Here is a 19036-nt window from a genome sequence, read left to right on the forward strand (position 1 = left end):
TTAGAGTTCGGATTATTGGCAATCGCACAGAATATTAGAAAAAGAGTGGCATAAAATGCCTCTTTTTACACCAAAATACCGAAAATATATTTTTCCAATGTCTGAGCTTCGCATATTTAGAAAAATATCGAAAATCACACAGAAGTAAAATGCAAAAAAATAGGGCTGTCTCTTTTTCTTTAGAGACAGCCCCTTTTTAAAGTATTTTTTAAATTGGTACTTATACCATTTGATCTTCTGCACTTTTTCTAAATACAAAATTCCCATAAATATGTCTTTTTGCAAAACGTGTAGGGGAATCCGCATTTACCATTTTGATGTAAGTGTTTCTAGGAACTCCTAAGTATTCATAAGTAACACCATTTAAGTGTTGAATCTTCAATACTTGCTTTTCAAAGTAAAAATCAAAAATAGCAGATTCTACTACAGTAGCCTGATATACTTCTTGATTATTTTGATGAGTCTCTGGATTGATACTTACTAAAAAGTGGTAAGCCTCAATTACAGCTTTACTTTTAATCTCGGCTTCTTGCAATCCTTGCTCGTCATTAGCAAATTTATCTGGATGCGAATCCTTCATTGTATTTCTGTAAATAGTCTTTAACTCTTGTAAGGTAGCAGTTTTATCTACTCCTAAAAGTCTTCTGTATTCAACAACTCTTTTCATTTATCTATTTTTATTTCGGGATGCAAAAGTAGTAATTAAATTTTAAATAAAAGCATAACTATCTCATTATTAATTTATTTAAGTTTTATTTTGCATTTCTACTTTTTTAAAACCTACTCTACTTCTAACAAAAACACCACTTAGGTAAAAGTATAAAGCTACTTGGTTTTTAATCAAAGCTTAAGCTTTTACAAAACTGTTTGTACTTTGTAAAATTCGGCGCCATTTAAAGTAACCAATCACTGCCATTATAAATAAAAATACATTTAATATGGCATATAAATACAAGTCTTTATGAATCATTAATGGAATACAGATGATATTACTGATATTTAAGAAAATCCAATTTTCAATTTTTCTCTTGGCCATAAGCCACATACCAGCCCAAGCAAAGGCGCTTACTAAGGAATCCCAAATAGGAACATCTGAATCGGTAAAATACCTCAAGAAATTATAAAACAATACGAAAGTCCCTACTACAATACCCCAAACTATATAATGCTCTTTACCTGTGATGGTGGAAATTTCACTTTGCTTTTTATGGCTACCATAACGCCAAAATATCCATCCGTAAATACTCATGATTAAGTAATAAAGATTTAATACAAACTCGGCGTAGAGTTTGGAGCTAAACATAACATAAAGGCTTAAAGAAATACCGGCAATACCAAATAAGTAGGTGTTGCTGTTGTTCTTTGTGGCTAAAGTCACTTGAACAATGGAGAATAGTACTGCTAAGGCTTCCCCTAGAGAGATTTGTTGGATAATTTGAATCATCATATAGCTTTTAAAATAAGTAAATGATGAGATGATTGAAGTAACTTCCTTTTTTAGCATTATCTAAAAAGTGTGGGGAAAAACCCCTGGGTATCATCTCAGCCGTTAATTAAATAACAGCACCCCTTTTAACAAGGTCTAAAGGTAATCTATTTAAAAAACATAAAACAAATAAAATATATCTTTTAAGTAAAGAGATACCTGTAAAATAAGGGAAAGCCCCTTTTTTATCTAATTCTAAAATACCTAACAAACCTTTTTAATAATCAAGGGGATCCATCCAAGAAAAGAAGTATCTTAGTTTTTTAAATCCTACCTAAACCTTTATAATGAAACTATTCCAATACTTCTTTTTCACCCTATTACTTAATATACCCTCTGCATTATTATCTCAAAATAATCCAGTTAATCTAGACTCTTTACAAAAAATAGAAAATCGCTATTATTATCCTAATACAAATAAACTATATAGCTCCAAGGCATATACACTTTACCCTAACAAGAAAGATAGAAAATCGCTTGTACAACTTAAAAGAGGTCGTATAACCGGAAAAGCAACCGATTACTACCCTTGTGGACAAATTAAGTATACTCAAAAGTATAAAGATAATCTACGTCATGGTAAATTAAGATTTTATGATGAAAATCAACAATTATACTCATCTACTATATACAAAAAAGGCCAAAGGCATGGAAAGTATATTAAGTTTGACCACAATGGATTAAAAGAAAATAAATTTGTCTATAAAAACAATAAATTAAATGGCCCATTTAAGTATTACTACACTAATGGAAAATATAAATTGAAAGCAGATTTTAAAAATGGTAGCTTATCCAAAAGTGTTTCTGCTTATTATGAAGATGGAACATTAAAAGCCTATTCCTCATTTAATGCTAACAAGCCCCTTCGCCTAGAACAGGGATATTACCCTGATGGTAAATTTGCCTATGAGAAAAAGGTTACTAATGATATAACCAATACAAAGGGCTATTATCCAAATGGCAATCTAAAATTCCTGTATTCTATGTATAAAGATAAGCTTACAGGCATGCTTTATACCTATACACCCAAACAAGACCTTGCTAGTCAACTATACTTTTATAATGGTAATCTTCAAGGTATTATCTTCTATAGCGATAACCCACAAGACATGGAGCAAATTGTTGAAAGAACCAAAGAATTTATTAATATGGATTTTTAGTATTTTTTAAAAAACCGTTATCCTTTATAAAAAACGATTGCCCCCTTATAAACATAAAACCCCAGAAATATTCCCTTTTACAGATCAATTTCTACGGTAGTCCCTTTGTCACTAGAAACAATGCGCAAGGAGTCTTTGTTATTGGTTAACTCCAATCGGCGTTGAATAATACTAATTCCCTTTGAAACCCTTTTGGTAGAATTCCCTTGTTTGAACCCTACCCCATTGTCAGTTAATATAAGGCGCCAAGAATGAGCTAATCGAACTACTTTTAAGGTAATAGTAGGATTAGTTACAGTATTCTTAAATCCATGTATGATAGAGTTTTCCACAAAAGGCTGCAATAACATAGGGGTAATAAAAATATTAGTAGGCTCAGCATCCTTATCCATCTCTACTTTAAAATTCACCTTATTATTTACTCTTATATTTTCAATTTCTACGTACTTCTCTATGTACTCAATTTCTTGTTTTAAGTTAACTTGTTTGTAATCCGAATAGGTTAGAGTTGTACGAATTAAGCTAGCAAAACGCTCAATATAATACAGGGCCTTATCCACATCGTTGCTAATGATAAAGAATTGTATAGAACTTAGAACATTAAACAAAAAATGAGAATTCATTTGGCTTTGTAAAGCTTGAAGCTTCACATCTGCTAATTGTTTCTCTAGTATAAGCTGTTTTTCTTGAACCATATTCTTTTGGGTTAAGTAATAAAGTTGCCTTTTCTGTTTTTTAGTTAAAATGGAGATTCTAATTGTATAAATAATCCCTAAAACACAAAACACAAGTATAAAACAACTTACTATAAACCAAGAGGTTTTATAAAAAGGAGGAGAAATGGTAAGATCTAATAACTCTACCACTTTAACTTGTCCACTTGCTAGATCACTAACCTTTAACTCAATATGATACTCTCCTGTATGTAGGTAAAATAAGCTAATAGTATTGCTTTGTTTAATAGGCTTCCAAGGCTCACTTGGCATAAGGCGGTATTGAAAACTAATTTTATCTGGATACTCAAACCTTCTAGTAATAAAGCTTATTACTACGTTATTCTGCTGAGAATTAAGTACTAACTTAGCGGTTTTTTGTTGAGACCCGGAGTCTTGAAACGGGAATTCTTTATCGTTAACAAGTACCTCACTTAAGGAAATATCAAAATCAAAGGAGTTCATAGAACCAAAGAAAAGAGTATTTACCTCAAAGAAACCATTATAACTTCCTAAGTAAAGTATACTACCTCCTTGTACACCACAAGTAAGGTTGTTATCAAAAATTCCCTGTTCTTGATCCAAAAAGTAGTGTTTTTCCCCTACAAAAGCATTAACTCCTAAGTTAGTACCTACAAACAAAAGATTTTCTTTTTGTTCTAAAAACCTTATATCATGTCCTATTACTTTAGTATACGCAACAATGGGCTTGGGTATTTGCTTCTCTAACACCTCTATATCCCAAATGGTATTAATGGAATAAATATCGTTAAAATCAGTGGCAACTATTAGCTGCTCATTAGGGGTTATACTAATTTTCTTTATTTTCTTCTCTTGTAAAATTCCCTTTTCATACCAAGAGGTGAAATAACCATCCCTATAATGAAATACTCCTTTTAAAGCTGTTCCAAAATAGACTCCATTACTTCCAACAGCAATGGATACAACCTCTGTGGGAATATTAGTTATTTCTCCACTTAGGTGCTCACTATCCCAATGGTGAAAATAGATGTACTCAAAATTCTTGATATCGGTAAAAATTCTAATACCTCCATAGGGCACTGCCATAATTAAATTATCCTTGTAAAAATCAAATACATAGGTATGAACAGGATAATAATTGGCAATTCTGTTGGTGGTAATATTTATCTCAAATAGCCCAATATTGGAACTAACCCAAAGATTATTTTGCTGAATTTTAGAGCTATAAAACACAATATCCTGCCAATTAGTAGAATAATCAATAGGAAAAAAATCCTCATCTATAGTAGCTCTATCTCTATATTTTGAAGCGTGTTGGGTTTGAAAATCTTTAAATTGCTTTAAATCAATTTTTTTTATAATTTGATTTTTTTCAAAAACACTTAAACCCTCCTTGCCAAACACAAAAGTCTCTTTATCTGTAGTAGCAATAGTATAGACTACTCCATCTAATGGTTCATGGCGCACAGGAGCATTTAAATCAATTTGAAAAAATCCAGCATTCTTACTGCTTATATATAGAAAATGATGTTTAGAATCAAAGGCCATACTACTTAGTCCAGTAGAGGGTAAGGAAAACTGCGAGCTTAAGCTATGTATCTCATTATCCCATAGGCTAAATATTCCCCCTTGACTTTGGTAAGCACCAGCAGCTAAAAAATAGGTTTGGCTATTAATTTCTACGTAATCCCTTACATTGTCTAAATCGTACTTCTGTATTAACTCTAAATTATCAGGAGACAACTGCAAAAGCCCATCTTGGGTACCCAAGTAGATAGCATTAGCATCGGAATAACAGGAAAGAATTTTTTTGGTATCCAAAACCTTTTCAAGGGAATCGGGCTTAACTAAATAAACTCCATCGTTAATGGTGGTGGCAAATATTTCGCCTTTATTTTCGAAAAAACCACTTACTTCAAAATAATAGTCCGTATCTTGGTTGAAAGTAGGATTTACAACACTGTGATCTAATGTATTTATAATGGAAATCCCATTTTGGGTTCCCACATAAATATGATCCTTATAATAAAAAAGAGTCCTGGCTCTATCACATATTAAATCGGTTTGCCTATCAAAAAGCTTATGTTCCTTGGCTTTTAAATACAAAACTCCTTGCCCATAGCTAGCACTCCATATACCACCGTTTGAATCCTCTGCAATATCAAAAATATTATTAAACTTTAAGGATTTACTCACGGGCTCTTGTATAAAAAAGGCCATTTGTTTTTTGATCAACCCAGCGCTTGAACCAAGGTATAAATCGCTATTTGAGGCGATAAATACCTTATTAATATCGTTGGATATTAAACCATCATTTAGAGTATATTGTTTACTTAATATAAACTGAGCATACACAAAAGGACTGCAAAATAAGAGTAATAAATATACAACCAAGATTTTTAACTTCATAGGATTAGCTTTTCCAACGTATCCTTATAAGTCTTTGAAACAGGCAAAGCCTCCAAGCTTTCAGAGCATGGAACTTTTAATTCAATCTGCTTTTGCTCTTTGCTATAGTTTTTAACGTGATTTAAATTGACAATAAAGCTTTTATGTACCCGTAAGAACTTATCTTCAGGAAGTCTTTTTTTAATATCTTTTAAGGTCTTACTTTGGATGTACTTTTCCTTCGAGGTAACAATTGCACAATAGCTTCCTTCTCCCTTACAATAAATGATTTCATCCAAGTGAATAAGTTCCCTTTTATTGTTGGTATGAGAAATCAAACGAAAGCAATTCTCTTTTTCGTACTTATCTTGGTAACGATTAAAAATATATTTTAGATTATCCCTTTCAATAGGTTTGGTAATATAACCAAAACAACCTAGCTCATTTACAGAGTAAGACATATGCTCTGCATAAGCCGTTACAAATACAACCTCGAAATCACTTGTATCTATTTGTTTAAAAAGTTCAAACCCATTTTCACCAGGCATTTCAATATCTAAAAATACAATATCTGCTCTATGTTTGTCCAGAACATCTATAGCAGATTGCACCGAGTCACATAAATGAAAAATATGGGTGTTTAAAGGATATAAAAATTCAATGTATTTTTGTATTAGCGCCCTATTATTAGGCTCGTCATCAACGATAACAAGGGTTAAGTCTTCCATAAGGTAATTGTAAGTAAAGTGTAAGGCAAATATAATCAAGTTTTACTCAGCCACTAAAATCTAAAAGCTAAAAAACTACAATTTCTAATACTTTTGACCCACTAAAAGACACATAGTGCGAATTCATACCTAAAACTACTAAAATATTTATATTTTAAAAAAACACTGTAATTTCTTCTTCTAAATTGTGAAAAAAATGGAAGACTTCTATTTTTGTTGCTTTGCTGCTAAAATGCCTTCTATACACTTATTCAGACTATGAAAACTTCCAGTTTTAACCAGTAATTGTAACCTTAAAGCTCTATGCTCATAATTGTCCACAATAAAATGTGCCAAAGCTTCACTGGGTACTATATCGTAGGTTCCAAATTGCCCTGCAGTTAACACCTTGTCTAAAAATAAATCCTTGTCAAATCCCATTAAGTCTTCAGCAAAAACAAAAACAACATCGAAATTCACTTTATGATCGATTAACTCCATCATCCTTTTATAATCAAAATCTAATTCTAAGATCTGAAAGTACAACAAACAGGCATTAGGGGTATATAAAAAACTATTTCTCAAACGCGAAAACGTCAGGGTTCTAAATTTTTTAAACTCTGGTGTACCACCAAAATATTCTCGTATTAATTTGTAATCTTCTATATGGCTTTCGGAGCTAAAATTAGTCATTGCCAAGCGGGCTTGTCCCTCATAATCTTGACTATCTATATAAATCTTATTTAAGATAAGCTCGTAAGCCACATTGTACTCCTTTTTTACATTTTTACTAATACAATCCAAAGCATAGGCCTGTGCAAGTTCTTTATCCAGTGGCAATAGACTCTCAATTAGAGTTAGATTGTATTTGTTCTCATAGATAATAGGCTTAAAGAGAGTATAGTTATCTTTTAAAAGATCTTCTTTTATGAAATAATTTAAAAGCATAAAAATCAATTTTGAATCAAAGCAATGTTTTTGCAAACCAAACTTTTGCAAACCAATAACCATTTCTTTATCCAAAAAGTATTTGTAGTGCTTTGAAGGAGATTCTAATATTTTATTTAATAGTATAAGGTTAATCATTCCTCTATCCTGTTCGTATCCTTGGAATACATCCTCAAATATAAGCAAAAGAGCATTTTCAACTAAAGAAGTATCTTTAAGGTTCAAAAGAGAATGGGCATAAAACAAAGCAATGTTCTCTACTAGTTTTTCGGTGCGTTTACTTGTGAAGCTCACGCTATATTTAAAGCGTTTAACTTGTTCACCAATTGTGTGAAATAGTTCAAAAGCTTCTTTAGTATAAACCTTTAATGCTATGTAATTACGCACTGGTTCAAGTGCCAATTCTAACATATCCACTAGACTTTTAATCAAAGTAGCATCGGCAGTTTTTCGTTTGCCTATTACACTTTTAAAGGTCTTATCAATAATCTGCTCTACCGAAGAAGTTGTATAAGAAATAGCCTGTTTATCTTGAAAATTCAATATAAAATGCTGTTCTACTTCTTTATTTTTGTCAAATAAATCCACTAGCCATGCATAGACTAAATCCTTGTCTTTTTCTTGTAAAAGCTTCTGTGCAGGAGTTAACTTAACTAAGGGCCTTTTTTTCTTGGCTAAAGGTGCTTCTTTTTTTTGCCCTTTTAAAATATTATCTATACCAATTATTAAAGCAATGCGATGTAAACAAGATGTTTTAGATAGATCACAATCACAAGTAGTCTGAATAATTTTACTCGTTTTTAAAAAAATATTTACATCGAAACTGTGCTCTTTATCATCTACAAAACCTATCCAATGTCCTTTAGCTACACATTCTAATTCACGTACTCGTAAAGAGTTTATTTGGCTTAATTCTTTTTTAGAAACACTTTTAAGGAATTGGCTAATAGTCATTTTATCTTATTTAATTTGAATAACCAAATATAATTAATTTTATCAACTAAGAGATTTTAAAAGAAGGCCAACTGTTAACACAAAAAATATAACTATTGGATACCTAAAGCATAAATTGCCTAAATAATCTAGTATATATTCCAAAATGTAATTCCTTCTGCTAGTTTAAAAAAAAACACGATATTTGCTTTAGTAGGGGCTTTACAAAGCAATATTTTTTCTTTACATCCTTAGTTACTAATTGAACAATGAATTATAAAGACACTATCAAAGATGCGATTTTTAAGCGAAACAATACGCCTCAAAAAGATTTTTCAGGACTATCTCCATATGAACTACATGAATTAATTCATCATCCCTTTGGGCCAAATTGCCCCATCCAACTGCAAAAGGGCATAGACAGTTCTTTATTAGATCAAGTTCCATTTTTCAGAATGTGTGAAGAGCTTTTAAAAATCCTACAAAGGGAAAACCAGGTTAAACTAACTCCATTAGGTGCTTTACAAAAAAAAGTTGTAGTAGAGGTATATAACCATAAGCTTCTTCCGATAGATTTAATCGAACAAGGGATATTTAAACTCAATAGAGAGCAGGATTCCATCGAAATTCAAAGTGCTAGATATGTTTGTGAAGTTGCGGGATTAATAAAAAAAAGACAAAGTAAATTGTCTTTAACTAAAAAAGCAGAAAAACTACTTCTAGATAGACCAGGCTTATTTGAACTTATACTAACTACGTTTAGTTTCAAGTTTAACTGGACATTTAATGATGGCTATCCCGACCATCCCATTGGCCAACAAGGTAATCTATATACCATTTTTTTATTATTAAAATACGGCAAGAAAAATAGATCTACTCTTTTTTACGCAGATAAATACCTAGCTGTATTCCATAACTTTCCACTATTCTTTGAGGGAGAAACTAGCTCGGAGGCAAACAGGTTATTTCATTGCTGCTATGAACTACGCAGCTTTCAACGATTTACTGACTGGTTTGGTTTAACATGTAGTACTCCAAAAAAAGCAGGTACTCAAGCTACTGTACAAGCCTCACCACTATTAGACCAAATTTACAGCTACACTCCTACAAAAGGATAATTCACTTTAACACAGGTTAAAATCCATAGTGTAAAGGTATACAACAGATCAAAAGCATGTAAAAAAGAAGTCTAAAGTAAAGACAGGTCCTCCTATTTTTACTGTTTTACCTTGCACTTACTTTAGCTTAGTGTTAAGCTACTTATACAGATCTATCGAAAAAAAGTACGATAAAAACCGTAAACATCCTATAATATTAACGTACCACTGCTCCACGCCTCTCTTTATATTAAAGTTAATTTAACTAAAAATACTTTTAAACGAAACTAACTCACTATTAACTATATTAATTAAATACGAAAAAAACAGCCATACAAACAAATCTAACAGCCAAAATGTAACAATAATAAAAAACTTTCGTCTAACTTACACAACATAAAGTTTATACAAAGTATGTTTAAGTTATTAGCAAATTTAGAGGCCAAAAGATTAAATAGAGGATCGAACCAGCAACTAGGTATTTTTATTACCATTTTAAAATGGATGGGGATTGCCTATTTTGCTGTTATTTTTTTAACATTAGGTATTGGAGGTTATTACTTTATTGAAGAGTCCACTAATTTAGGGGGGAGTCCTATAGAAATAGTGAGTAGATTTTGGATCTACTATATCTTCTTAGAATTGGTAATGCGTTTTGCCTTACAAAAGCTTCCTACAGGTAATATAATTCCACTGCTTGTACTACCAATAAAAAAGAAAAAGATTGTAGAGTTTTATGTTAATAGCCGCTTTTTAAGTGCTTTTAACCTAGTTCAACTATTCTTTGTAATTCCTTTTATGATTGTTAGCCTTACTAAAGGATACCCTGCTATTTCAGTGATAGCCTGGTCACTTGCTCTATATAGCTTTAGCTTAGTAAATAACTTTGTATTTATTTTAATGGAGTCCTATAAGCAGGTATTTTACAGTATAGTTTCCATCTTAATACTGCTAATTACCATACATTATTTCGATTTATTTGATATCACTATCTATAGTAAATACATCCTATATAGTGTATATCTATATCCTTACTTGCTACTTATTCCATTAGTGGGGCTAGTCTTTAGCTATAAGGCTACTATAAGGTACTACCTAAAGAATATGTATCTAGATAATGTACTAGAAAACAAAGTACAAGAGGCATCTTCCATAGAATTAAAATGGCTAGATAACTTTGGCACCTATTCTACTTTTTTGAAGAATGACATTCGACTAATACTTCGTAATAAAAGAGCCAAAACAACTCTATACATGAGTGTGTTTTTTATGTTCTATGGCTTTCTAGTGCTAACACCTAATAGCCATGATCAGTATCCTGCCTTTATGATGATACTAGTTGCATTTTTTGTATCGGGAGGTTTTCTAATGTTATTTGGACAATATGTCCCGAGTTGGGATTCATCCTATTATCCCTTTATGATGACTCAAAATATCACTTATAAAGACTACTTAAAATCCAAATGGCTAATTATCGCATTAGCCACTGCTCTATCTAGCTTTGCTAGTTTTCTGTACATATTCAAAAGTATGGAACTCTTTTACCTTATTTGGGCAATGGGAATCTTTAACATAGGAGTAAACACCTATATGGTATTATGGGCTGGAGCATATCTAAAAAGTCCTGTGGATTTAACGGCAAACAAAAATGTATTTGCCGATAAAAATGCTTTTAACTTGCAGGTCATCCTATTGTCTTTGCCTAAACTACTTCTACCTTTAGTGGTCTACTACTTAGGAAGCCTATTTTATGGGTTTTGGGGTGGATTTACTGCCTTAATAATCATTGGAATCATCGGTATGTTTATCCAAAACAAAGCCTTTGACTTTATTGCAAAAATTTATAAAAAAGAAAAATATAGCGCCATTTCGGCTTTTAAAAAATAATCATTTATGATCCAAGTAAATAACTTAGTAAAATCCTATAATCACCAATGCGTTTTAAACATTGAGGCTTTACATATAGAAAAAGGTCAAAGTATCGGTTTAGTTGGTAATAACGGGGCAGGTAAAACTACCTTTTTAAGCCTTTTATTAGATTTAATCCAACCCACAACAGGGGATATTAAAATCGATAATCTCTTAGTGAATCAAAGCGAAGAATGGAAAAGCTTTACAGGCTCTTTTTTCGATGATTCGTTTTTAATTGGTTATTTAACTCCAGAGGAATACTTCTATTTTGTAGGAGAATTAAGAGGGATGAACAAAGATCAAGTAAGGGATTACTTATTAGAATATGATTCCTTTTTCAACGATGAAATACTAAACAAAAAGAAGTACCTACGTGATTTTTCCAAAGGAAACCAAAAGAAAGTAGGTATAGTAGCTGCTTTTATGGCCAATCCTAAACTAGTGGTATTAGATGAGCCATTTGCCAATTTAGACCCTACTACTCAATTGCGTTTAAAACAGCTTGTAAATAAAAAAATGCAAGACAGACAAACAACCATTATCATCTCAAGTCATGACCTTAATCATACCTTTGAGGTATCGGACAGAATAATAGCCCTTGATAAGGGAGTCGTGCTAAAAGATGTACTAGTAAAGGATAGTAGTTTTCAAGAATTAGAAAGCTTTTTTGCCGTATAACTTTGTTTGTCTACGCATTTGGATTAGAGAGAAAAATAGAATAAAATATAACTATTAGTCGAAAATAAAATTCAAATACCCATTAATGGTAGAATAAACAATAGTACTCTACTAGATAAAATCCATTGAAATTAGTTTTATAATAAGTGAAGTACCTACTATAGTAAAAAATAGGTTAGAAAATAGTAATCTAACCTTTCTATACTAGGTAGTCCCTTATTTTGGAGTAATTTCTGAAAGAGAATAAATATAAATATTGCTACTTAACATGACGTACGTACTGTAAAACCAGTGATAAACAAAAGCTCTTACTTAGTTCTTGGGTATTTGTTTATCTTTATTATTAAAATAATCCCAGGCTAATTTTGCTATATCTGCAATAACTCTTTCATTGGTGGGTGTGTCTTCTTTTGAATCTGTAATAAAAACACTTATATAAAAATAACTGCCATTTTCTAAAAAAACAACACCGATATCGTTTACAGCGGCAGAAATACCTGTTTGTTTATTAACTCCTGACCAACCTGTCTTATGCGCCACAACAATTCCTTCAGGCAATTGTCCTTTAAGTCTATTTTCCCCCGATTCAGTATCCTTCATCGTATTCCAAATAAAATTATGACTTACCCAGGATAGTTGGTTGTCTGTATTTTCATAAAACATTTCCAGCATCTTGTTTGCTTCTTTTGGAGTTGTCCAATTTAAATATTGTAGATCCCAGTTACTTTGCATAACCTGTTCATTAATTTTAACCGCAAAATCTCTTAAACCTTTTTTGTGCATAAAAGACTCCACAACTTGAGGTTTACCAAGTAATTCCAATAGTATATCACATCCTACATTATCACTAGAGCTCACTGTATAGTTCAATATTTCAGAAATGGGCAAGGTTACACCCTCTGGATATTTTTCCCTTATTGGACTCCAAAGTCCTGGTAATAAGTTCTCTTTAGCAATATATATTTTTTGATCTAATGAAAAATTACCCTTATCTACTTCAGCCAGCATCGTTAGAGCAATGGGAAACTTAAACACACTTTGCATTGGGAAGTGCTTATCTCCGAGCAAGCTTAAAGAATCCATTGGATTAACTCCCTTTATTGCTACGCCAATACGGGCATTCTTAGTTAATGCTAAGGCTTTAATATCTTCACGTAGTCTCTCAATGCTTTGAGCATTTACCACAGTGGAAACACACAATAAAATATTCAGTAGTACTATCGTTAAATTTTTCATGGAATCTATTTTAGATAATTCAAATTATCAGGTTTAAAACTTGCAAAGTTACTACTTATATAAATGGTATTACTCAAAAAATAGATGTGTTATTACAATGTATTATTTCCCTTTTCCACTAAAGTTAAACTTGAATATTACATAAACAGACTATTTATCTTCTGAACTATTAACTATTTACCACATTGCTATTTTTTCTTATTTCTATTTTTTTTATAAACACCCACTAGGCATATTAAACCTGCAAGAGAAAGTCTATCACTTCAAGCTAAATAATGCCATATTTACTTTGAAGAAATACAAAACAAATAGCTTGAATGGCTAAGGTAAATTTCATACTTAAAAGGAACGCTTCTAAATAGCTCAACCAATGTAAAAATCGCTCTTTTTATCCTTAGTTTTGCTTCAAACTCAATACAATTATAGATATGTCAAAAACAAAACTTACCATTAATGATAATGGATCGGTAAAAATCGAAGGAGATTTTGAAATCGTAGATAAACATGGAAATGCTTATGGGTTACAAGGAAGAACAGTAGTTTCTATCTGTCGTTGTGGATTGTCTAAGAACATGCCATTTTGCGATGGTGCTCATAAAGGACAATTTGTACATAATGCAGAGGCATTTGACTTACCTCCTAAAAAAGCATAAACTTATAGAAATAATTTTTTTGTAAAAACATAGAATTCTACCTTATACTATTATCCCCCTTATGGCTAGGTTTTATATACCTAACTATAAGGGGGATATTTTTTTACTTGATTAAAACTAGTCACTAAGACAATGTACTCTTTAATAATGATTACTATACAGCTTCAACGCCTGCATGCAATACCAATTAAGTAGTTATTATTTCTTTAGTGCTATGTATTCTTCCTGTGGACCTTCGTAGAGCACTCCTACTCCATCTCCAGTAAAATTGACACCCTCTATTGATTTGTAATTATCCTCATCTAGATATTTATATTCTTTCTTTTCTGTACTATTACCGCCATTATTTAAAGACTCTGCTGAAGTGAAATTTTGTTTTTCCATAGTTTGTTTATTATATTTTATCGTAATAATACAAGATAAATCTTATTACTATAAAAAACAATATTACATAACTTAAAAGATAAAATCCCTTGTTATTTCTAGTAAAAAGTTTGGATAGGCAAAACACTCCATTGCTTTAATTTCAGATCCATTAAATACTTTGGCTATAAACCTAATTGTCTTACTTGTTCGCAGAAGCTTAAATTAATGTCTATTATCACAGTTTATTGCAATATAGTTATAGCTTGAAGGTAAATAATCTAGTGCTTCACATCCAAAGGAAACCCAATAAAAGCCAAATAACACCTCTGGTTTATTTTTTAATAATACTCCAGTATATTGAAATTTTGATCCCCAATCCTCTTCTTGCCTACTTGCATTGGTTGTAACAGGTGCGATGCTTTTGGTTTCAGATACACTCATTAATTCCTTTCTAATAAGTTTACCAGTTTTAGAATCTATAAGTACCAAATGCCTATGCTGTATATCGTAAGAACTCTCTGGTAGAAAATAATCCATAAGGTAGAACTTAATATTGTTTGTAGAAAACCTATAAGCCTGAGATACCATTCCGCTACCAGGAAGATCTAGTTGTTCTAGTTCCGGTAAATGACCTATTTGACTTGGAAAATCTTTTTGATTCATCTCTTGCCAAATAATAGCTTTCATCTTACCTCTTTCAAAAGGACTCTGAGAACCAAAACTAACAAAAGTAGTAGCATAGTCTTCCTCTAAGGAATTTAAAGACTTGTTATCTATTTGAAATCCTATCATATAATCGTATTGATCATTTTGATCTTCACCTATCTCAGAATATGGACTAAGGATAGCAACCACATCAAGTTTTTCTATTGGAAAAGAAAGGTGGGTGTCATTATGATAATCATAGATAAATAAACTATCCTTTGGTGAAATCTTTGTTATATTAAAAAATCTTTCTCTATATTTTGCATCCAATACGATATGTTGCAGACTATCTGTATTAGTTGTCTTTATAATAGGCACAGCTAAAGAATCTGGATGTTCACTTAGAGGATAAATATCCGAAAAAGAAACAAATCCAGCTTTTCTATTTAAATATCCTTCTAAATCAGTAAGAGTAAATAATTCAAAATCGGCATTATACTCTCCAATTACATCGAAATGTTCCACTTCTTGCTCCTGCTGCAGTTCATCTAAAGTACCTACAAGTTCTACTTCACTTTCAACTTGCGTCTCTTGGTCAAGAGATACATTCTTTGCCTTATCTTCTTTACATGAAGTTAGAAAGAAAAGGATTAAACCTAAAAATAAAATTGTTCTTCTCATTATAGCAATTAATTAGCCCTTAGGTAGTAGTACTACAAATTATCACCGAATAAATACCCAATAACAATCCTATATAGTACACTTTAGCCTCTTGTTAAATTTGGGCTAAATTAATTAAATAATAGAAAAATAATAGTCTTACTTACTTTTATATTCTCTTTTATACCCAATTAAATAAACACTATTTCCTTGGAGCGAAAGATTATACTACATTTTATAATGTTTTCCCGTAAATTGCTCTACATAAAATACTACAAACTAACTTTCTAAGACAATAGTCTTAGGCAGCCTAGTTGCAGATGGAACAGTTAGTATGATGGAAGATCAAATAGATATTCGTGGTAACACTCATAAGAGTTACTCATTACCTGCCCTATCTAGTGATTCATGGAATAGTATTTTTAGCCAAAATCACCCAGAGGCTTTCTTTGTAAACTTAGATCAAGATAATACAACAGGAAAACAAATTGGTCTAAGAACTCACTTTGCAAAATTCTACCGCTTCGAATATGGTCCTAAAGAATCCTTTTTAGTAACTTATACCCTACCAAACGATGATATTTTAGTCCATAAATCAATAGAGTCTACTAGTTATAATCAATATTACTCCAACTTTGATAACAGACATTCTCTTGCTTTAGATAGCATCTACTACAAAGATTTACTGGATAGTGAAAAATACAGATTAGACTATATAGATACTAAAACTGCAGTACTAAGCATTTACAGTTTCTCTTTAGGTAATGAGCACACCCAAAACCACTTAGACTATAAAAATTCCTTAGAACAAAATTTTAAAGACTTAAAAAACAAAGGTATAGAGAACCTTATTGTGGATATCCGACATAATAATGGAGGTACTGATCCAAATGATTTACTTACGTATAGTTTTTTAAGTAAAAGAAACTTTCAAGAAAGTACCTCAGCCTGAATTAGCTTTTATAAGATTCCCTATATCTTCCATTTAGATGTACCTACCCCAAAAATACTACGACCACTTGGCATTAGAAAATACAATAAACTCTTTCAAAAAAGATTTCCTCATAATATTGACAACCAATACTATATAGGAGAAGACCAGAATGAAATGCAAATCTGGGAACCATCTAAAGATGCATTCCAAGGGGATATATATTTACTTATCTCGCCAGCTGTTGCCTCAGCAGCAAGTTTATTTGCAGCTATGCTTAGCTCAGAGCCTTCAACAATTACCATTGGAGAAGAATCCATGGGAAGTTATTATGGACAAAATGGACATACCTCTTTAGACTATAAACTTCCATATTCTAAAATAATTACAAGCTTTAGCGTGGATAATATTACTCATGATGTACTTCCAAGAAGCATCCAAATAAAAGATAGAGGTATAATGCCTGATATTGAAGTTCATTCTACTTTAGAGGATTTCCTATCGCACAAAGACACTCCATTAGACTACACCCTTGAGCTTATTGAAAACAAACGAATTCAAAAAGGCAATTAGTCCACTAAGACGGATAAAATAAGTTGGAATAGAAAAGCTTTAAAAGATGGAAAAGCCAAGTTAAATCTTATCTTTTCTTCCATCTTTTATGAGTCCAAAGCCAAATATGTGGTAATTTTTGTATACTTTTTTCTAGTTTTGAAAAGAAGGAAGTGGAAATAAATCCTGATTCGGTTTGTTTGGCTGAGCTACAAATAGTTTCTACTCTTAATTCCCAGCTACGACTATCTTTTGGACATACCTCAGCATATAAAACATGGGCGTCTAATACCTTAGAAATATGTTCGGCTCCCATTAGAACTTGTGTTGGTTGACTTAAAAAGTCCACCACAAGCCCCTTGCTTCCACCTGGAAACTGGTCGGCGATAAAAAAAGTTATAGCAGGAGTATCTTTTTGTTTGATTAAAGTACGAAGAGCATTATTTGAAGCAATAAGCTCCACTCCGTGTCTTTCTCTAATAGATTTCATTAAGCGATTCCAAAACTTGTTCTTTATTGGCTTATAAAGAGCCTGCACCTTCATATCAACACTTAGGGGCAACTCCGATAAGATCTCCCAGTTACCATAATGTCCCATAATAAGAACAATATGTTTATTTTCTTTCTGAATCTGCTCTAATAATTTTAAAGAGTCCCTCTCTACATGAAGAGTAGGTCTTGTAATTCGTAGCCCCTCAAAGAGCATTCTACTTAAATAACCATAGAAATCTTTTTGATAGGTTGTTATTTGCTCGTAAGAAGCTAAAGGAAAAGATCTGGTAATATTTTGAAGAGATACGCTACAACGGTAGCGTAATATGTTTGCTAATACAAAGCCAAAACTAGAATAAATAAATTGCATTATATAGATGGTATTTAATGAGCAAAGAGGTAGATTATCTACTTCTTAACAGGTAGCCATCTTAATTAGAACTACCCCCTTAACTAATAAATGCAATAGATAGTTTATACCTATTTTTACAGCTAAACTTCATCTGGCGTTTTCTACCAAATGTACCTTAAATGACCTAGAATAAAACATCCAATAAAAAGATGTATTAGGTAAATCTTTAACATGCAATTATTTACACTCTAAGAATTCAACTACTTAACTTTTCCTTTTATACTAAGTCAATAAGTATTAAGAAAGACAAAAATAACATTCTACAGTTAACTTTATTACTTATACCCAATACTTTGCGAGTAATTTAACGTTTACCGACAATTAGAAAACTAATTTTCTAATTTACTCCACCAATAGCTACTATAAATTCCTCCTAATCCATTTATTTTATTTCTAATCAAATAACCACATATTGTGCTGTGTTTAGATACTTACTTTAGACTTCAATTACTTCAGAGTGTAAAAATATCTCTTATTTTGATCCAAAATTTAGAACAATCTATATATAATAATATTAAAGACTTTGATTCACTTATTTATCTGTAAGATATAAGATCAAGAAAAGCATAAAGCCTTATATTCCCTAAACAATAGCATCCTAGGTATTTTAAAAAAATACTAGATTAAAGAACTCACTATTTGAGTTCTGCACAAAAATTCCATAATATTATAAAAGATAAGACGACAAACAAAATAAAGGCCGTTACAATTAGAGGCAAAAAAAATATTCTATTCTGCTATCTCCCACTTAGTAAATCAGTAAAAAAGGAGCTATAGAATTCACACTTCTATAAGGTATTAAAACTATTTAGGGATAGCTTAACAACCTTGCAAATCACCTAATCAGTGAACAATAAAAAACACATGACTCTTATACTATAATTATAAAACTTAATAAGCATACTTGTATCCCTTGTTAATAAATTCAGGAACACTAAAACTGCAATTCATCTAAAAATAAATTTTTCTCCAGCAGTTTAAAGATACAAAGCCACCTAGATCATTTTACCTAAACCAACAAATATAAAATAGACTAAAGCAACCTAACAAACACATTACCAATACCTTATGTGAAAAAAACATTAC

General features: G+C 31.5%; 16 protein-coding genes. 7 read left to right on the top strand and 9 right to left on the bottom strand.

Features of this window, described 5'->3' with window-relative positions; translation table 11 throughout:
- Nucleotides 1–220: 220 nt before the first annotated feature.
- Both ACYSNX_RS08270 and pnuC read right to left on the bottom strand, forming a co-directional pair.
- A complete protein-coding gene (locus tag ACYSNX_RS08270; RefSeq protein WP_461754209.1) occupies nucleotides 221–667 on the bottom strand; it encodes a KTSC domain-containing protein in 447 nt (148 codons plus the stop codon).
- Between the two features lie 180 nt (nucleotides 668–847).
- Nucleotides 848–1447, bottom strand: a complete 600-nt coding sequence (gene pnuC / locus ACYSNX_RS08275; RefSeq protein ID WP_461754247.1) for a nicotinamide riboside transporter PnuC — start codon at nucleotides 1445–1447, stop codon at nucleotides 848–850.
- 326 nt (nucleotides 1448–1773) lie between these two features.
- On the opposite strand from pnuC, the gene ACYSNX_RS08280 reads away from it, so the two are divergent.
- On the top strand, nucleotides 1774–2646 hold the full coding sequence (locus tag ACYSNX_RS08280) for a toxin-antitoxin system YwqK family antitoxin (RefSeq protein ID WP_461754210.1): 873 nt from the start codon (nucleotides 1774–1776) through the stop codon (nucleotides 2644–2646).
- Nucleotides 2647–2723: 77 nt separating this feature from the next.
- On the opposite strand, the gene ACYSNX_RS08285 is transcribed toward ACYSNX_RS08280, so the two are convergent.
- The 3 genes from ACYSNX_RS08285 to ACYSNX_RS08295 form a co-directional block, all read right to left on the bottom strand.
- Entirely contained in the window at nucleotides 2724–5750 is a 3027-nt protein-coding gene (locus ACYSNX_RS08285; RefSeq protein ID WP_461754211.1) for a sensor histidine kinase, read from the bottom strand.
- On the bottom strand, nucleotides 5747–6457 hold the full coding sequence (locus ACYSNX_RS08290; protein ID WP_461754212.1) for a LytR/AlgR family response regulator transcription factor: 711 nt from the start codon (nucleotides 6455–6457) through the stop codon (nucleotides 5747–5749). The genes ACYSNX_RS08285 and ACYSNX_RS08290 overlap by 4 nt, the downstream gene beginning before the upstream one ends.
- Before the next feature lie 207 nt (nucleotides 6458–6664).
- Nucleotides 6665–8338: a hypothetical protein gene (locus ACYSNX_RS08295; RefSeq protein ID WP_461754213.1), complete on the bottom strand. Its 1674-nt coding sequence runs from the start codon at nucleotides 8336–8338 to the stop codon at nucleotides 6665–6667.
- 248 nt (nucleotides 8339–8586) lie between these two features.
- Here ACYSNX_RS08295 and ACYSNX_RS08300 point away from each other — a divergent pair, with 248 nt between their 5' ends.
- The 3 genes from ACYSNX_RS08300 (at nucleotide 8587) to ACYSNX_RS08310 (ending at nucleotide 12003) form a co-directional block, all read left to right on the top strand.
- A complete protein-coding gene (locus ACYSNX_RS08300) occupies nucleotides 8587–9435 on the top strand; it encodes a hypothetical protein (RefSeq protein WP_461754214.1) in 849 nt (282 codons plus the stop codon).
- A 393-nt stretch (nucleotides 9436–9828) separates the two neighbouring features.
- Nucleotides 9829–11301, top strand: a complete 1473-nt coding sequence (locus ACYSNX_RS08305) for a DUF5687 family protein (protein WP_461754215.1) — start codon at nucleotides 9829–9831, stop codon at nucleotides 11299–11301.
- A gap of 6 nt (nucleotides 11302–11307) precedes the next feature.
- On the top strand, nucleotides 11308–12003 hold the full coding sequence (locus ACYSNX_RS08310) for an ABC transporter ATP-binding protein (protein ID WP_461754216.1): 696 nt from the start codon (nucleotides 11308–11310) through the stop codon (nucleotides 12001–12003).
- A gap of 312 nt (nucleotides 12004–12315) precedes the next feature.
- On the opposite strand, the gene bla is transcribed toward ACYSNX_RS08310, so the two are convergent.
- Nucleotides 12316–13239, bottom strand: coding sequence for a class A beta-lactamase, subclass A2 (gene bla / locus ACYSNX_RS08315; protein ID WP_461754217.1), 924 nt, complete (start codon nucleotides 13237–13239; stop codon nucleotides 12316–12318).
- 428 nt (nucleotides 13240–13667) lie between these two features.
- Here bla and ACYSNX_RS08320 point away from each other — a divergent pair, with 428 nt between their 5' ends.
- Nucleotides 13668–13892 (top strand): CDGSH iron-sulfur domain-containing protein, encoded by a 225-nt coding sequence (locus tag ACYSNX_RS08320; RefSeq protein WP_461754218.1) that lies wholly within the window; start codon nucleotides 13668–13670, stop codon nucleotides 13890–13892.
- Nucleotides 13893–14090: 198 nt separating this feature from the next.
- Here the strand turns inward: ACYSNX_RS08320 and ACYSNX_RS08325 are convergent, their stop codons facing one another.
- Nucleotides 14091–14276 carry a hypothetical protein gene (locus ACYSNX_RS08325; protein WP_461754219.1) on the bottom strand — a complete coding sequence of 62 codons (186 nt, stop codon included), beginning with the start codon at nucleotides 14274–14276 and terminating at the stop codon, nucleotides 14091–14093.
- A 204-nt stretch (nucleotides 14277–14480) separates the two neighbouring features.
- Entirely contained in the window at nucleotides 14481–15584 is a 1104-nt protein-coding gene (locus ACYSNX_RS08330; protein ID WP_461754220.1) for a hypothetical protein, read from the bottom strand.
- A 313-nt stretch (nucleotides 15585–15897) separates the two neighbouring features.
- On the opposite strand from ACYSNX_RS08330, the gene ACYSNX_RS08335 reads away from it, so the two are divergent.
- Both ACYSNX_RS08335 and ACYSNX_RS08340 read left to right on the top strand, forming a co-directional pair.
- A complete protein-coding gene (locus ACYSNX_RS08335) occupies nucleotides 15898–16515 on the top strand; it encodes a S41 family peptidase (protein WP_461754221.1) in 618 nt (205 codons plus the stop codon).
- A gap of 135 nt (nucleotides 16516–16650) precedes the next feature.
- On the top strand, nucleotides 16651–17067 hold the full coding sequence (locus ACYSNX_RS08340) for a S41 family peptidase (RefSeq protein ID WP_461754248.1): 417 nt from the start codon (nucleotides 16651–16653) through the stop codon (nucleotides 17065–17067).
- Nucleotides 17068–17134: 67 nt separating this feature from the next.
- Here ACYSNX_RS08340 and ACYSNX_RS08345 read toward each other — a convergent pair whose 3' ends face one another.
- Nucleotides 17135–17908, bottom strand: a complete 774-nt coding sequence (locus ACYSNX_RS08345) for a lysophospholipid acyltransferase family protein (RefSeq protein ID WP_461754222.1) — start codon at nucleotides 17906–17908, stop codon at nucleotides 17135–17137.
- Nucleotides 17909–19036: the final 1128 nt, after the last annotated feature.

This window comes from Myroides sp. LJL115, assembly GCF_054871665.1.